This window comes from Acinetobacter sp. SFB (assembly GCF_001647545.1).
Classification (GTDB): Bacteria; Pseudomonadota; Gammaproteobacteria; order Pseudomonadales; family Moraxellaceae; genus Acinetobacter.
The window spans coordinates 62,914-79,128 of the sequence record NZ_LSZH01000016.1; the positions used below are offsets into that span (position 1 = coordinate 62,914).

The 16,215-nt window shown below is 38.5% G+C and carries 12 protein-coding genes and 1 pseudogene; 8 read left to right on the forward strand and 5 right to left on the reverse strand.

The annotated features are described in order from the left end of the window. Positions 1 to 51: 51 nt before the first annotated feature. Positions 52 to 2,889 carry a DUF11 domain-containing protein gene (locus AY606_RS13610; RefSeq protein WP_067869759.1) on the reverse strand — a complete coding sequence of 946 codons (2,838 nt, stop codon included), beginning with the start codon at positions 2,887 to 2,889 and terminating at the stop codon, positions 52 to 54. A 42-nt stretch (positions 2,890 to 2,931) separates the two neighbouring features. Then, a complete protein-coding gene (locus tag AY606_RS13615; protein ID WP_249409259.1) occupies positions 2,932 to 3,411 on the reverse strand; it encodes a hypothetical protein in 480 nt (159 codons plus the stop codon). Between the two features lie 1,027 nt (positions 3,412 to 4,438). Between AY606_RS13615 and antA the strand changes: the two genes are divergently transcribed. The 7 genes and pseudogenes from antA to AY606_RS13650 all read left to right on the forward strand — a co-directional run bounded on the left by antA (position 4,439) and on the right by AY606_RS13650 (position 10,904). Beyond that, the gene (gene antA / locus AY606_RS13620) at positions 4,439 to 5,854 is read left to right on the forward strand and encodes an anthranilate 1,2-dioxygenase large subunit (RefSeq protein ID WP_067869762.1); all 1,416 of its coding nucleotides are present in this window, start codon (positions 4,439 to 4,441) and stop codon (positions 5,852 to 5,854) included. A gap of 2 nt (positions 5,855 to 5,856) precedes the next feature. Further along, positions 5,857 to 6,348: an anthranilate 1,2-dioxygenase small subunit gene (antB, locus tag AY606_RS13625; RefSeq protein ID WP_067869765.1), complete on the forward strand. Its 492-nt coding sequence runs from the start codon at positions 5,857 to 5,859 to the stop codon at positions 6,346 to 6,348. Positions 6,349 to 6,359: 11 nt separating this feature from the next. Beyond that, positions 6,360 to 7,391, forward strand: coding sequence for an anthranilate 1,2-dioxygenase electron transfer component AntC (antC, locus tag AY606_RS13630; RefSeq protein ID WP_067869768.1), 1,032 nt, complete (start codon positions 6,360 to 6,362; stop codon positions 7,389 to 7,391). A gap of 106 nt (positions 7,392 to 7,497) precedes the next feature. Further along, a complete protein-coding gene (gene catA / locus AY606_RS13635) occupies positions 7,498 to 8,418 on the forward strand; it encodes a catechol 1,2-dioxygenase (RefSeq protein WP_067869772.1) in 921 nt (306 codons plus the stop codon). Positions 8,419 to 8,887: 469 nt separating this feature from the next. Then, on the forward strand, positions 8,888 to 9,127 hold the full coding sequence (locus tag AY606_RS16910) for a hypothetical protein (protein ID WP_067869775.1): 240 nt from the start codon (positions 8,888 to 8,890) through the stop codon (positions 9,125 to 9,127). Continuing rightward, a pseudogene (locus AY606_RS16915) lies at positions 9,120 to 9,541 on the forward strand (OprD family outer membrane porin); the annotation flags it as partial. The gene AY606_RS16910 and the pseudogene AY606_RS16915, both read left to right, overlap by 8 nt. A 19-nt stretch (positions 9,542 to 9,560) precedes the next feature. Further along, complete coding sequence (locus tag AY606_RS13650) at positions 9,561 to 10,904, forward strand: MFS transporter (RefSeq protein ID WP_067869784.1); 1,344 nt, start codon at positions 9,561 to 9,563, stop codon at positions 10,902 to 10,904. Between the two features lie 71 nt (positions 10,905 to 10,975). On the opposite strand, the gene AY606_RS13655 is transcribed toward AY606_RS13650, so the two are convergent. Beyond that, the gene (locus tag AY606_RS13655) at positions 10,976 to 11,974 is read right to left on the reverse strand and encodes an AraC family transcriptional regulator (protein WP_067869787.1); all 999 of its coding nucleotides are present in this window, start codon (positions 11,972 to 11,974) and stop codon (positions 10,976 to 10,978) included. A 480-nt stretch (positions 11,975 to 12,454) separates the two neighbouring features. Here AY606_RS13655 and AY606_RS13660 point away from each other — a divergent pair, with 480 nt between their 5' ends. Next, positions 12,455 to 13,438, forward strand: coding sequence for an AraC family transcriptional regulator (locus tag AY606_RS13660; RefSeq protein WP_067869790.1), 984 nt, complete (start codon positions 12,455 to 12,457; stop codon positions 13,436 to 13,438). A 234-nt stretch (positions 13,439 to 13,672) separates the two neighbouring features. Here the strand turns inward: AY606_RS13660 and AY606_RS13665 are convergent, their stop codons facing one another. Beyond that, the gene (locus AY606_RS13665; RefSeq protein WP_067869792.1) at positions 13,673 to 15,109 is read right to left on the reverse strand and encodes an MFS transporter; all 1,437 of its coding nucleotides are present in this window, start codon (positions 15,107 to 15,109) and stop codon (positions 13,673 to 13,675) included. Further along, complete coding sequence (locus AY606_RS13670; RefSeq protein ID WP_067869795.1) at positions 15,106 to 16,182, reverse strand: MBL fold metallo-hydrolase; 1,077 nt, start codon at positions 16,180 to 16,182, stop codon at positions 15,106 to 15,108. Before AY606_RS13670 ends, AY606_RS13665 begins: the two co-directional genes overlap by 4 nt. Between the last annotated feature and the right edge of the window lie 33 nt (positions 16,183 to 16,215).

The following is a 16,215-nucleotide window of genomic DNA, read 5'->3' on the forward strand; positions in this document are numbered from 1 at the left end:
AAAAATGAGTTCCTCCCTTTCGAAAAAGGGAGGTTACGGATTTAGAAAGAGTTATGGAGTGACGCTACCATCAACTTTTACAGCAAATTCTAAAGTTGCTGTTTTTGTTGTTGGCAACTTGTTAGCAAGCCTATAGCTGACTTGAGTTTTTTCAGTATTAAGTTTAACTGCATCAGCTGTTGCTGCTGTGCCATTCTCAATACCTTTTGCAGAACCAGTTAAATATTTGGTATAAGTTGGCACCGCATCATAAATCGTCACATTGTTTGCATCCGATTTACTTTGGTTGGTTGCTACAATGCGATAGTAAACACACTCACCCGGCTTAGCTTTAGTTTCACTTTCTCCGAATACAGCTGGAATCGTTACACAATCAGAAGATACCGCCTGTGACTTCACTAGAGTAACCAGACCCTCTTCAATCACAGTGGTCAAGTCAGTGATTGCAAATATGCTATTGGTCTTATCAAACTTCGTTGCATCATTTGGAACAACAGTTACAGTTGATGTATACGAATCACCAATCGCTGCAGTTTTTGGTGCCTCAACTTTTACAAACACAGTCACTGACTCTTTTGGACTTAAACCATCTGCTTTGGCAGTGGTGCCTGCACCTTGAGTTGCTTTTAATAAAGCGTCAAGATTTGTACCAGTCCATAGTTCTGTAACAGGATCAATTGCACCATCATTGTTTGTATCAACGTAAACGGTAACAATCTCCCCTTTTGCTGATGCTGCGCTAAGATTAAATTCTAGTTTTGTAGTCGCATCTAGACCTTCAGTCACGTTACCGTAGTTGGTTAAAGTGTGGGTATAAATGATACTGCCACCCACAGCAACCTGACCAGAACGATCTTGAGTCAATTTCAAGGAGCGAACTTGATCAACCACTACCGGATATTCAATAGTATCTTTAACACCTGTAGATGGTGAATGAATCACTACTGGAATTTTAATAGGAGCAGTTGGATCTGTTGCTGGTGTACCTGCTGGTGCAGTCACAGTTAAGCAGAAGCTCGCATCAGTACCTGCTGCAATATTACCAGAGCTAGGTGCTTTCTCAGTTGTACAGGCACCATTCACTTTTTTGAAAATCTCTACTGTCCAACCATCTGGAATGGTTGGTAATGTAATGACGTAGTTATCTGGTGTACTACCGGTATTTTTGATCGTCACATCCAGTGTTTTTGGGGAACCTGGTTGAACAATCGTTAACGGAACATCTTTAGTGTCTATACCTTGACCATATTCAGCTGTTCCCTGTTTATTCACCAAATCAACTTTACTTTCTGTAAATGCAGTCAAATGTAACTTGATAGTATCTGTGTTTGTCGCATTTTTTACAGAAGTACTGGTCAATAGAGATTCTAAATAACCAGGAGTAGCAGGTATAGTCAGTTTTTGACCAGAAGCGAGAGTTACCCGCACTACAATCTCAACTGTTGCACCTGGCTCAATTGAACCTGTGTTATTACTGATCAGTGGTGTCTTGCCATCTGATTGCAGGAACTCCACAATACTGCCACTGCCAAAGACTGTTTTATCTAAACTCAAGTTGTAGCTGTCAGCGGTATTCCCCGAGTTATGGATATAAATTTTGTCACCTACACCAGCCGCTGAACCGCCAAAGACTATCGCTTCACCCTGTTTTGCTGCTGTGTTAGCGATGTCATCTGCACCTACTGGTTTAGTATCCGTATCTTTCCACGCATCAACTACAGAATCGTTAATGGAACCATTGAATAGGCCAACAACTGTTACTGTATTCGGGTTAGATGGAACAACCGTTTTATCTGTGGTTGATGTTGGTGGCGTTAAAGGCACATTTCCAGGGGTTAATGGAACAGAGCTCGGGCCATTCGTTTTACCATCGGTATCAGCATATGCTGTGTTGATGATTTTATCACCATCCACAACCTTGGTAGATGTACCGCTGACCGTATCTTTAACCTTAACTGTTAAAGTCAATTGACCGGTTTGCCCAGCAGTTAATACACCAACATTAAGCAAAAACACTTCTGTATCAGACTGTTTTCCATATTGGTATTTACCATCAGTCTGACCACCAATGGGAGTATTGTTATAAGTCACGCCATTATATGTAACAGTTTTCAACTCAACATTTTTTGGCAGAGTATCGTAAATAGTTACAGGGTCAACTGTTGCTGCTGTACCTTTGTTATAAAACTTTAAGGTATAAATAATGTCGCCATTAACATTAGAGGTACTGACACTCGCTGATTTTTCAACCTGAATAATAGCACCCGTTTTAATATAGGCTGTATCAGTATTTATAACTGCTGGTGCAGTAGCAGCATATCCAACTGATGTTGCAGTTAAACTTAATTTATCAATCTGATCTACTGTCGCATTGCTTGGAGTCGTTGCAACAACTAGAATCCCTGTAGATTCATTGGCATCTAACTGGATTGCGCTCTGTGTAGTGTATTTACCAGACGAATACGTAATAATCGGTTCACCATCCGGTGTACCATCTGAGTTCTTATCCATATACACTTTTATTTCTGTGAAATTAAAAACAGCACCAGTTGGAGTAAGATTTTTAAGCTCAAGATTAAAAGTATCTGTACCATTACCTGTGTTGGTCAAGATATGCGAGAAGCTAATATTACTGTTTGCAGCAGTTTGTCCTTCACGGTCAGCTACAAGAGTAAAACCACCTACTTGTGCAATTAAGGTTTTAACCAAGTTAGAGGTTACGGTACGTTCTGAACCCGTTGAATCAGTATACGATGCTGTCGCTACGTTACTGATGCTCGCACCTGCAGACGGTAGTTTTGCCGCCATCGCAGAACTACCCAATAACGATATCCCACCAATTACTGCCAGTGATGCAGCAATTTTACTTAATTGAAAATTATTTTTCATAAAGAACCCAACAAAAAAGTCGATATTGACCAATTAAAAATTTTATTTAGATGTATTAACTTGGACTTGAGCAGAAACAATAATTTTCTGTTTTGGCTTTAACTCAGTCACATTCCATTGCAAAACGCGATATTCAGTCAGTGGGACATTTACTTTTTTGCCATTTTCCATACGGGTTAATGGGGCTTTAGCAAAACTTTTACCGTCTAAGGAAGCATAGGCATCTGTGGGTAAGCTTTGCCCTGTGTAAGTTACATCGGCAGGAAGTGGAAGATTCAGCTTTAAATTTTTCAGATTTTGACTAGATACATTTGAATATTCAACTTTGTACTCAAGCAATGCCTTGGGCTTTACTTGATCGGTTGTTTTTAATTCTTTTGTTAGTTTTTGGTTTGCCTCTAGCTGAAACACTTTCATATCCGCAACTAAAGCTGGGCTATTTGCGAAAGCAGGAGTTGTAAACCCAGCTGTTACTAGCAGTAATAAAGGTATCAAAATCGGTTTTTTTTCAGATTTAATCATCATTGGATACAATTTTAAACATAATGTCATTGCATTCTTACATTAAAAAACAAATAAATAAATAAATAATATGACTTATTTCACACTTTTATTATTAATATCAACATTGTTGTCTTTTTATTAGAAAAATTTGCATTTATTGACATTCTTTGTCATAAAAAAAAGTAAAAAAATAAAGTTAATGGCCAAAAGATTAAAAGAATGGATAAATATGTCTAGAAATGTGATTGTCTAGTAAAAATCGCTTGAACTTCTTAAGGAAAGAGTTGGGTTTACCCAAGATTTCCGGTAAATCATTCCCAGGACAGCCTGTTCAATTCAATAGAGCATAGTTTCAATATGAAAGTTTACTTGTGGAGTCATTAAATGTTCAGATTTGAGCTAAATACCAAGTTATGGATAAACAGCCTTGCTCGGTAAATTTTTTTGCTTTAATCAGTCAGGATGATTCGAGATATAGCGAGGTAGATTTAGTGGGGAAATTAAATTTTGCTTTCTCGCCATTTTTTAAACATCCAGTATAAAACCACCTTAATAAATATAAGGGCTATTATGCGAAAAATAATGTAAGCCCAAGCAGAGACATATTATTTCTGCACAGTAAACCTGTGCGCTTATAAAATATCCGGTTAAAAGTCTAGTTAGTGGAGGTTTGAGCGCATTCCCCGCAAATGCAGACCATTTAAATTAAGCTGGCACAATCAGGTTTATCACTGTCTGAGCCCTGGGTAGAAATATTGGACGCTATCTCATGTTGCTACAAGTTAGGCTGCTTCAAGTCTAGGGCTTCTAAAAATGTGCAACATTTTGAAGACTTCCGGTTATTAAAAGTGGTTCATTAGACAGCTTATGAATGAGCCATTTTATCTATCTAGGAAGGATCTATAAAATCAATGCTATTCACCGTATTGAAGATAAAGACTTACAACATTAAAAAACGGATAAAGATCTGGAGAATTCGGATAGCAATGAAGGGTAAATTTCGCTTCAATGAGGGAAATACCCTAATGGACTAGAGGATAAAACAATGACCTCACGCAGCATTACAGAATGGCAAGACTTCGTTAAGAACTGTATTGATTTTCGCCCGCACGATGGCGTATATCGTATTGCTCGAGAAATGTTCACTGAAGCTGAGCTGTTCGATTTAGAGATGGAGCAAATTTTCGAAAAAGTTTGGATTTACGCCTGTCATGAAAGTGAAGTTCAGAATAATAACGATTTTGTGACGGTTCAAATTGGCCGACAACCCCTGATTATCAGTCGTGATAGTCAGGGTGAGCTTCATGCCATGGTCAATGCATGTGAGCACCGTGGTGCAACCTTGACACGTGTCAGCAAAGGAAACCAGTCTACTTTCACCTGTCCATTCCACGCTTGGACCTATAAGTCAGATGGTCGCTTGATTAAAGTCAAAGCGCCAGGTGAATATTGCGAACACTTCGATAAAACCACGCGTGGCCTTAAACAAGGTCGTATTGCCAGTTATCGCGGTTTCGTATTTGTTAGTTTAGACAGCCAGGCTACCGATTCTTTAGAAGATTTCTTAGGTGACGCCAAAGTCTTCCTTGATTTAATGGTTGACCAGTCACCTACAGGTGAACTTGAAGTATTACAAGGTAAGTCCGCCTATACTTTTGCAGGCAACTGGAAACTCCAAAATGAAAATGGTTTAGATGGTTATCATGTCAGTACAGTGCACTATAACTATGTATCGACTGTTCAACATCGTCAGCAAGTGAATATCGAAAAAGGGGCTGAGTTAGATACGCTGGATTACAGCAAATTAGGCGCCGGTGATGCTGAGACGGATGACGGCTGGTTCAGCTTTAAAAATGGTCATAGCGTACTGTTTAGTGATATGCCCAATCCAGCGGTGCGTCCAGGTTATAGCACCGTCATGCCATACCTTTTAGAAAAATACGGAGAAAAACATGCGAAATGGGCCATGCATCGTTTAAGAAACCTGAATTTGTATCCTAGCCTGTTCTTTATGGATCAAATCAGTTCGCAATTACGCATTATCCGTCCTGTAGCTTGGAATAAAACAGAAGTTATTAGCCAGTGTATTGGCGTTAAAGGTGAGTCTGCCGAAGCACGCCGTAACCGTATTCGCCAGTTTGAAGACTTCTTTAACGTGTCTGGTTTAGGCACCCCTGATGACTTGGTAGAATTTCGTGAACAACAAAAAGGCTTTCAAGCGCGTCTTGAACGCTGGAGTGATATTTCTCGAGGTCACCATACCTGGGAATATGGCACCACCGAAAATGCTCAGGATTTAAACATTAAGCCGGTCATTACGGGGCGTGAATTTACCCATGAAGGCTTATATGTAAACCAACACGGTCAATGGCAGCGTTTAATGCTCAACGGCTTAAATAAAAAATCCTTAAAAATGCAAGATGTGACTTTTGAGCAACCCATTGCCAAGGAAGAGGTGTAATCATGACTGCTGAACTTAATTTCGCTGTTTCTCAGTTTCTCATTAAAAAAGCTGAACTCTGTGACACCTATGATTGGGATGCCTATCTTGAACTGTATGATGAAGATAGTGAATACCATATTCCGCAGTGGATCGATGACCATAACTATGTTGAGGATCCAAATCAGGGCTTGTCTTATATTTATTATGAAGACCGTACAGGATTGGAAGACCGAATTTTTCGTATCCGTACCGGTAAGGCAGCTTCTGCCACCCCCTTACCACGCACTTTGCACATGATTAAAAATGTGCGTGTAAAAGAGCTCGACGATGGTTTAATTGAAGCAAAAGTAGCATGGCACACCTTGTATAACCGTCAAGGGTTGGAAAGCAGTTTTTATGGTCATGCCACTTATACCTTACGCAAAGAGGAAGAGAGCTTCCGCATCCGTCGTCAACATACAGTATTACTGAATGACAAAATTGACTCGGTCTTAGACTTTTACCATGTTTAAGGATCAATCGTATGACTCATTCAGTAGCGCTCAATTTTGCTGATGGTAAAACCTTTTTCATTGCTGTACATAATGACGAATTGCTGCTCAATGCAGCCATTCGTCAAGGGATTACCCTGCCTTTGGATTGTCGTGAAGGGGTATGTGGAACCTGCCAAGGCCAATGCGAAAGCGGCTCTTATGAGCAGGAATATGTCGATGAAGAGGCACTCAGTGAACGTGATTTGGCAGAGCGAAAAATATTGGCTTGCCAAACCCGGGTGAAATCCAATGCTGCCTTTTATTTCGATCATAATTCAGATATTTGTAATGCCGGCGAGTCTTTAAAAATTGCTACCACCGTGACTGCGGTAGAACTGGTTTCTGAAACCACTGCCATTTTGCATGTTGATGCCAGCAGTTATAAGCAGCCCTTACACTTTTTACCTGGTCAATATGCACGCCTGCAAATTCCAAATTCTGAGGACTGGCGCTCGTATTCTTTTGCCAACCGGCCCAATGCAAGCAACCAGCTGCAATTCTTAATTCGCCTACTGCCAAACGGTGTAATGAGTAATTACTTACGTGAATGCTGTGAAGTCGGACAGACCATTTACATGGAAGCCCCTTTAGGCAGTTTCTACTTGCGCGAAGTCGAGCGTCCCTTGGTGTTTATTGCCGGTGGTACGGGATTATCTGCCTTTTTAGGCATGCTGGATAATATCGCTGAACAACCCAACGCCCCAGCAGTGCATCTGTATTATGGCGTAAGCCAAGAAGCCGATTTGTGTGAGCAACAACGTTTACATGCCTATAGCGAACGGATGCCTAATTTTAATTATCAACCGATTATTAGCCAGGCTTCAGACAACTGGACAGGTAAAACAGGTTTCATTCAGGATCATTTAAATAAAGATCAACTGGCAGAACAAGCTTTCGATATGTATTTGTGTGGCCCACCGCCAATGATTGAAGCAGTGAAAAGCTGGTTAGGTGATCAGGCCTTGCAAAATTATCGTATTTACAGTGAAAAATTCTTGCAAAGCAATACCAGCCGCATTTAACAACAAGCCTGGGCATTCAAGGCTTGAATTTTGTAGTACTGAAACTCTTCATCATGATATGCGCAGTTTTAAATCACTCTAAAACAATATACTTAAGGAACGTAGTATGAACCGCCAACAAATTAGCGCCCTCGTCAAACAAATGAATATAGATACAGCAACCGGACCTGTAGATCCACGGGTACAGGAAATTGTTGTACGTTTAGTGACTGACTTATTTCAGGCCATTGATGAACTCGATATCCAGCCTTCTGAAGTTTGGAAAGGACTCGAGTATTTTACTGATGCAGGTCAAGCCAATGAACTGGGTTTATTAGCGGCAGGTTTGGGGCTGGAACATTTTCTGGATCTGCGTGCCGATGAAACTGACCTTAAATCAGGCATTAGCGGAGGAACGCCACGTACCATTGAAGGTCCTCTGTATGTAGCGGGTGCACCGGAGTCTGTGGGTTTTGCCCGTATGGATGATGGTTCTGAATCTGACCAAATTGATACCCTCGTTATTGAAGGTACAGTAACCGATACACAAGGCAACCTGATTGAAAATGCCAAGGTGGAAATATGGCATGCAAACAGCTTAGGAAACTATTCTTTCTTTGATAAAGCTCAATCCGAATTCAATTTACGCCGTACAATTTTTGCCGATAAAAATGGGAAATATACCGCATTAACCACCATGCCGGTCGGTTATGGTTGTCCTCCAGAAGGTACCACTCAAGCCTTGCTGAACAAGTTAGGTCGTCATGGTAATCGTCCATCGCATGTCCATTACTTTGCCTCTGCCCCTGATTTCCGCAAGCTCACCACCCAATTTAATATTGAAGGTGATCAATATTTATGGGATGACTTTGCTTTCGCAACACGTGATGGTTTAGTCGCAACTGCAGTGGACGTTACCGATCCACGCGAAATTGAACGCTATGGCTTAGATAAAGCGTTTAAACACATTACCTTTAATATTGTCCTGGTCAAAGACAGTGTTGCAGCACCTTCAGCAGAAGTTGAACGTCGTCGCTTATGTGCATAATCTTCTTTTGCTAAAACTATCCTTGAACTACTGATTTATCTTGGTTCAAGGATATTTGCGCTCAAAAAACTCCATTTTAATTACCCCCTTATCATTATTTCTCTAAAAAATAGTTAAAAATCAGTGATTTTAATACTCATTTATTCTTCTAATATTTTTAAATCCAGGCTATGTCCCAGCATATTTTGATTAAAGCAGAGTGATTTATTAATGAAAGCTAATCGTCTTCTCAGTTAACCATTGACTCAAAAATCCCTAAAAAATCTTAAAAAATCATTCAAATTTAAATCCTGATTTCACTCGCTTAGATCTTATGGCTATTAATCCAATTTGGAAAAAATGGATGAATTTCAGGAATTTCTGGATAGTTTAAAAGCACTAAAAAGAGTTCAATCAAAACTATGGAATAGTTCTTAAAGTTAATACATTAAAAACAGAAAATAAGTAATTTCTCAAAGGAAGGCACGAGATGACATATCGGACAGGGTCAAAAGTAGAATCAAGAAAATCATTTATATTATTGAGTACTTTAAGCGAAATAAGCTTATCGAGTCAGGCCCAGACAGCAGAGCCAGAATGGAAATTCACTCTCAAAAATGCCTATATTGAACAAGATTTTGACTCTTCTGGAGTAAAAAATTTCGGCAGTTGGTCGCCGTCAGCGTCACTTTTTTATACCTCTAAAATGAGAGAAACTCCGCCTTTATAACAAACATTACTTAGGAATTGAGCATAACTGGAAAGCCGATGATTTCTCTTTAAATTCAAGACTAAAATATTTTAATGCGCCAGAGGACAATGACCAATTCAATATTGATACGCAAAATATGGGTGGGCTTGAAACTGTAAAAATCAGCACTCACAGTATCCATATGGGATATCAGCAGATTATTGGTGAATCTGCCTATCCTTTGCCAGATGGTTTTGACCAGAAACTTATTTTATTAACGCTGATGGTCGCGAAAACAAAGAAATTGAGGCAAATATTCTTGGCAACTATGCATTTCAACAGCCCTATCTTAAAGGACTGGCTTTGCAATACCTGTTAATTGACTACAACATCAATTATGTTACTGATTTTACTGAAAATAGTTTTTTCATAAATTACGGTAAAAAATTCTAAAATTTTTAAAGGAATAAAAATGAAAACAATTGAGATCAATACGGTGATAGACCGCGAAAAACTATCGCCGTTACAATGGCTGGTATTTGCACTTGGCTTCTTGGTGTTTTTTTGTGATGGATTGGATACCGGCATTATCGGTTTTATTGCGCCTGCATTACTGGATGATTGGGGCATCAGCAAACCTCAACTTGCACCCGTACTCAGTGCGGCTTTAGTGGGTATGTCGATTGGCGCAATTCTGTCTGGCCCGCTTGCCGATAAATTGGGGCGCAAGAAAGTCATTACTTCCACTACCTTGCTTTTCGCAACATTTACCGTACTTTGTGGTTTTGCCACGTCTACACAAGAGCTGATGATTTTCCGATTCATTACCGGTATTGGCTTGGGTGCTGCCATGCCGAATATCAGTACTATTGTTTCAGAATATATGCCTGCTAAACGTAAAGCATTCTTAACCGGACTAGCAGGTTGTGGCTTTATGCTCGGGATTTCATGTGGCGGGCTGTTATCTGCTTATTTATTGGAAAATCTGGGTTGGGCTAAAGTCATTATTATTGGGGGCATTATTCCACTTATTCTGGTCATCATACTGCTTCTTAAATTACCTGAATCTACCCAATATTTAATTAAAAATAATCAATCTTTAAAAGCTCAGCGTATTTTAGAAAGCATTCAAGGTCAACCTTTTGCCGAAGCAGTCACCCTCAAAATTGCTCACACTGAAGTTGAATCTGCCCAAAGTCCGGTTAAACAAGTATTGGGGAAATATTTAGTCAGCTCGAGTATGTTGTGGCTTTGCTGTTTCATGAGCTTACTGGTGTTTTACCTTTTAACCAGTTGGATGCCAACCATTTTAAAAACCGCAGGTTTCACCACTCAGCAATTTAGCTTAATTGCCGCTATCTTCCCTTTTGGGGGCGTAATCGGTGCCATAATTATGGGTTGGTATATGGATAAAACCAACCCAACCAAAGTCATTCGCTATTCTTATCTGATTGCTTTTGGCTTGTTTATTGTAGCGGGCTTTCTAAGCTCAGATCTGTTATTTTTTGGCATTACCATCTTCTTAATTGGTGCCTTGCTGGCAGGTGCCCAATCATCCTTACTGCCTTTAGCCGCTATTTCCTACCCTTCAACCTGTCGAGCGGTAGGCGTTTCATGGATGCATGGAATTGGTCGAATTGGAGCAATTTTAGGGGCTTTCTTTGGCTCCCTGATTTTCACATTTGAGCTAAGTTTAAGTGGTTTATTCTATATTCTTGCGATCCCTACTTTTGTTTCATTTATTGCGCTAAGTTTAAAAGTGCGAAGTGAAAAATCTAAAGCCCAAAATCAAGCTAAAATTCAAGAATTAGCTTAGGCTAATTTTAAATAAAACCACCTAATTTAAATGATTTAAATTAGGTGGTTTATTCTTTGCTTTTTAAAAAATTAATTGATGTTGATACATTTGTTTTTAGTTTCACTTGGTTTTTCACCAAATTCCTCGCGGTACTCTTGAGAAAATCGACTTAAATGGTTGAATCCCCATTGAGAAGCCAAATGGGAAATCGATATTTTTCGATTGAGACCAGCTGTACTTAACACTTTATAAATTTGCTGTAACCGATGTTTTTTTAAATACGCCATCGGACTAGTCCCATAGTAATACTGAAACTCTTCATACAGTTTTGATTTTGAAACACCTGCCAAGTCGTGTAAATTATCAGCACAAATCTCTTCTTGGGCATGGCTAAGGAGAAATTTGTGTACTCTTTGGATATAAGCAGGCTGGGCTTGAGTAGATAATTGTTTAAGCTGTTCTGAATAGTTATTTTCTTGAGATAACAATAGAGCTTTAATTATAAAATTTTCATAATCTTCAGCCAGTAAAGGCAATCCATAAAACCCAGTATATTGTGATTTAAACTGTAAGAAATTCTGAATATTCTTCCACCATGCGGTAATTAAATATTCTGAGTCAAAATGCATTGCCGGATTAAAAACAACCGGCTTTTCCACCGGTTGATGAAGCAAATCAGCTAAAACGATTTGTAAACTTTGTTCAGGAACCACTACTTGTAGCTTCTTGCAATCTTTATCAATAGTTAAATCTTGTAAATCTGCATTGGAGAGAATCAGGCCATTTTTTTGATCTGACAAATAGCGTTCCCCTCGCATATTCAAAATTTGTTTGCCCATCAAAGGAAGACTAATACTATACGCTTTAAGATTAGAGGTATTAATTGCAACATTAGCACCATAAGAAATAGTACCAATCGTCATTCGTTTATGGGGTAAGCGCATGCCATCATAATGGAAATTCAAAGTGTCCCGACAGCTGGTATCCAAACGATGTTCACCACAAATGGTTGACATCAAGTTTTGAGCAAAATCAGCTTTATTAGAGTAGTGATTTAATTCAATATCTTGTTGGCTTAGTGATTGCATTCCATTTTCACCTAGCTAAAATTTATTATCTGTATCAATATATCAGCTAAATACTCCTACTGAATAGATTTATCTCCTTTTTAGATTTTTAAAATCAACTTATCTGGGTAATTTATGATTTGGTAAAATTATTTATTGCAGGATTAATAATCATCTAGACAATCTATACTTATTCTAAAAATTATTTTTTCTTCATTTTAAAATTAAACAATATCTGATTAATCTTAACCACCTGTTTATACTAAAAAATTATTATACCCCTATCAATAAAGCATATTTTTTTTGGATTCTTTTTTAAACAGTTATATCAATCAAATATATTTTTTATAATTTTTTTCTTACCTTATACTTCTTGTATGAAACAATTTTTTTGTTATATATACTCATTGCTCTTATACTTTTTTTAATATAACTTAAAAAAAATATTATTTAAGATACTAAAATAATAGTTCTCTCTGATCAAGATATAAGGATATAGAAATGATTGAGTTAGGAAAAAGTGAAAATTGGCTGCCTAGAAAATTTTTTGCTCATTTTCATCAATCTCAGGAAGTTTTAGACTGGACAATCAAAGCAAATGGCCCTCACCATTTACATATTCCAAATCCACAACAAATTGATTTTTTACATGAAGGCATCCAAATTGGTGAAACCACTTTTGGTAAAATTCAGTACTCAACACTTGTAAATATTAATATTGATAATTTGCAGCATTGTTATATTTTTAATGTGCCGATTGAGGGCATACAAGAAATTAAAATTAAATCTTCAACGATATATTCTAGTAATGATGTTGCTGCGATATTTTCACCTGATCAACCCTTTTCGATGGTTTTAGAACCAAACTGCCAAAAGCAAATGATTCGTATTTCTAAAAAGAATATGGAAAACCATCTTATGCGGATGTTAGGCTATAAAATTAATCGACCGTTAATTTTTGATATCCAAGCCCCCATGCAAGGTTCAATTAAACAATGGTTTAATTTGGCCATGAGTTTGCAAGAATTTTTATTAGAATATGATTCTGTTATAGATTTACAAGGGATTTGGAATAATTTTGAAATTAATCTGATTGCTCTTTTACTCACTTCTCAACCACACAATTACAGTTTAGAACTTGAACGCCGCTTACAGGGAAAACCTTCTTATTTAAATTATATTGAAAGTTTATTTAAAGAAAATTTATCGCAACCTTTGAAATTAAGCGAACTTGAGAAAATTCTGGGAATTTCTCGTGAAAGATTATATCGTGATTTTCATACCTATTTTGGCCAATCCCCAGTGGCTTATTTGCGTAATTTACGCTTTGAAGAAACCTATAAGCGTTTAAAAGAAATCAAGCCCTGGGAAAATGTTTCAAGTATTGCCATGGACTGCGGTTTCCAGCAATTAGGACGATTCTCCCAAGAATATAAAACCCGTTTTGGCGAATTTCCGTCTGAAACACTGAAAAACAATAAATAATATAATGCGTTTTAAACCAACTGTTTTAAGAATACAGTTGGTTTACAGATGAGAAATAATCATATGAATTAAAATTAATATAATTTGTTTTATTTTAAATATTTATTCTTTAGCGAGCTTCCTATTTTCATAAACATATTTTAAAATTAATTCAAATAAAAAGAGCACTTTATCAATCAAGTACTCTTTTTATTGGTTTATGCAAGATTTTGAAAACTGACTTAGCCAGATTATTTAATCATTATTGACTTCGATATCTTTTTGCAATTTTTTTGCAGTTTTATCTGGATTAAGAAATAGAATTGCAGCTAATCCTACAATTAACAAATAGATCCCAATATATGAAAAACTTAGATTCATTCCTGTAACCAGTTTGCCTAACATTGCAGCATCTGGAAGTATTCCTTTCATAGGCTGAATATAGCCTGCCGATTCCATAAACATTCCCACCATGGTAGGTGAAATCATTCCCCCTAACGATGCCAATGCGGTGACTGTCGCCATAACGGCTGCTCGTTGTTTAGAGCAGATACTATAGGCTAAAGTAATAGGGGCTAGTGGGAATGTCATTGCCAAACCTGCTGCAATAGTCAGAACTAAAACAGCTGTAACTCCCGTAGCATAAGGTAATATTAGAAAGAAAATACCTGACATCAAAATTAAGGATCCGAATACGCAACCCATCGATATATGTACCGAACTGCCTTTTTTCATTAAAATTTTCGACAGATAACCTGCCACCAGCAAGGTCAAAGCACCAAATATCCAGGGAAATGTCGAAATCATTCCGATCATCTGTGGAGAAGTGTTGAGTACTGCCGACAAATAACGAGGTGCCCAAGTTGTTAAAAAGCCCATTGCCCAGAAACATCCAGCACCGGCTAAGAAAGCAGAGATAAACATGGGTGAGAAAAAGATTTTAAATAAAGGGACTACTTTTAATGAGTCTGCAAATTCGGCAATACTTTTATTACTGATATAACTTGTATTTGGATGAACCAATGGCTTAGGTTGAGTCAGTTGCTGTTTCGCCTTGAGATGACTATAGGGTCCTTCTTTTGCAATTAAAAACCATAACAGGCTCCAGACCAGACCGAACATTCCTAAAAAACCGAATGCCCATCTCCATCCATAAGACGGATGAGCAATAATAGCCGCGAGAATGGGTGCAGCAATAATCGGGCCTAAGGTCGATCCTATGGCAACCAAACTACTTGGCAAGCCACGTTCCTTGGGCTCGTACCATCCATGAATATGTTGCAAAGTAATAGGCGTCGCAGGCCCTTCTGCAGCACCTAAAATAATTCGTGTCACCAATAAGAGCGTTATGCCCCCTCCCAGGAGCATGGGAAATTGTAAAACGGCCCAGGCAATTCCCATAATCAGAAGGATCCAGCGGGTTTGTATTTTTGCCGCCAGTAATCCCACGACAATAGAGGAAATGGCAAACAGGAAGAAAAAAGAACTTCCAATAAAACCAAATTGACTACTCGACATCCCCAGTTCACGCATTGCCGGTTCAGCCACCAGTCCTAATACCGCTTTATCGGCAAAGTTCACCATCTGGAATATGATCAGCATTCCGGTGATTAACCACGCCCGGTTAGTAATTTTCCCTGTCTCAAGCGACTGCACCAGTGAAGTGGGGAAATTTTTGCTTTGGCTCTTCATATATTGGCCTCCCGAATTAACTCACGAGCCTTGCCCTCTTCTAAACGAGACTTAACAATATCCATCACATTGAAAGTATCATTGTCTTCTGCTGCCAATACCAAGCCATCAAAATCATTTTGAGCGACATTTACCATTTTTTGAACATCAGCTGAGTCAGGGGTATTCGGTACAATATGATGCAAAATAAGTGCCTTAACATTTGCTTCTTGAGCAACCAGACCTACTTTTTCATAAGAGGTATGAGATTCTTCAAGATGAACAGCAATCCCATCTCGGGTGGGTCCTTCAGGGAAAGTGGCTAAAATTGCATCCAGGTCGATGACCTCATGCATTAACACATCTGCATCTTTGGCCAATAAAATACAGTTTTTAGAATAAGTCGTATCACCCGAAATGACCACAGAACCATATTTAGAATCGAATCTGAAACCAAAAGCAGGAAAACATAAACGATGATCAACCAAGATTGTGCTGATTTTGACCAGTTCATCTTCATAAATGACAAAAGGTTCCATTTCCGGATGTCGGTTATGAACCGGATCGGCTTTGGCCTTTTCTGGAATTTGAATATCAAATGCTTTAATCCATTCTGTTGGGCTTGAACGTCCTTCATCTGCCATTCGAATGGCAATATCGGAAGCAAACACATTATGTATTAAAGCATCGACCATAGCCGCTGTACCCACCATCGGATGATCGCCACCACAACAGCCTTTAATTTTAGGATGTGAGTGAGCAGGCATCGCTGGATTTTGTAGGGGCTTGCCAGGACCATAAATTTGAATAGGTTGACTGAAAGATTCGCCAGGAACTTGCCAGCCCGTGAACAAGTAAGAACCTAGATCATAAATATGATCAGAATGATGATGGGTGAGAAAAATACCCCGTAACTCACCCCAAGTGGCATGACTTCTGTAATTGCGAATACTGCCCATCCCACAGTCCACAATATAAGTCGCACTATCGACACAGATGGCCGTTGAAATACCTGCTCTAGAACGGGATACGATTGGACCACCACCGGTACCTAAAGCAATAATTTTCATTCCCTGTTGATTATTAATTGTCATTGAATCGTCCTTTTTAATTTATGCTAATAACAC

Bases quoted from the DNA above. Each gene is read 5' to 3' on its own strand.
- AY606_RS13610 (WP_067869759.1), bottom strand. From the start codon at position 2,889: ATGAAAAATAATTTTCAATTAAGTAAAATTGCTGCATCACTGGCAGTA.
- AY606_RS13615 (WP_249409259.1), bottom strand. From the start codon at position 3,411: ATGATTAAATCTGAAAAAAAACCGATTTTGATACCTTTATTACTGCTA.
- antA (WP_067869762.1), top strand. From the start codon at position 4,439: ATGACCTCACGCAGCATTACAGAATGGCAAGACTTCGTTAAGAACTGT.
- antB (WP_067869765.1), top strand. From the start codon at position 5,857: ATGACTGCTGAACTTAATTTCGCTGTTTCTCAGTTTCTCATTAAAAAA.
- antC (WP_067869768.1), top strand. From the start codon at position 6,360: ATGACTCATTCAGTAGCGCTCAATTTTGCTGATGGTAAAACCTTTTTC.
- catA (WP_067869772.1), top strand. From the start codon at position 7,498: ATGAACCGCCAACAAATTAGCGCCCTCGTCAAACAAATGAATATAGAT.
- AY606_RS16910 (WP_067869775.1), top strand. From the start codon at position 8,888: ATGACATATCGGACAGGGTCAAAAGTAGAATCAAGAAAATCATTTATA.
- AY606_RS13650 (WP_067869784.1), top strand. From the start codon at position 9,561: ATGAAAACAATTGAGATCAATACGGTGATAGACCGCGAAAAACTATCG.
- AY606_RS13655 (WP_067869787.1), bottom strand. From the start codon at position 11,974: ATGCAATCACTAAGCCAACAAGATATTGAATTAAATCACTACTCTAAT.
- AY606_RS13660 (WP_067869790.1), top strand. From the start codon at position 12,455: ATGATTGAGTTAGGAAAAAGTGAAAATTGGCTGCCTAGAAAATTTTTT.
- AY606_RS13665 (WP_067869792.1), bottom strand. From the start codon at position 15,109: ATGAAGAGCCAAAGCAAAAATTTCCCCACTTCACTGGTGCAGTCGCTT.
- AY606_RS13670 (WP_067869795.1), bottom strand. From the start codon at position 16,182: ATGACAATTAATAATCAACAGGGAATGAAAATTATTGCTTTAGGTACC.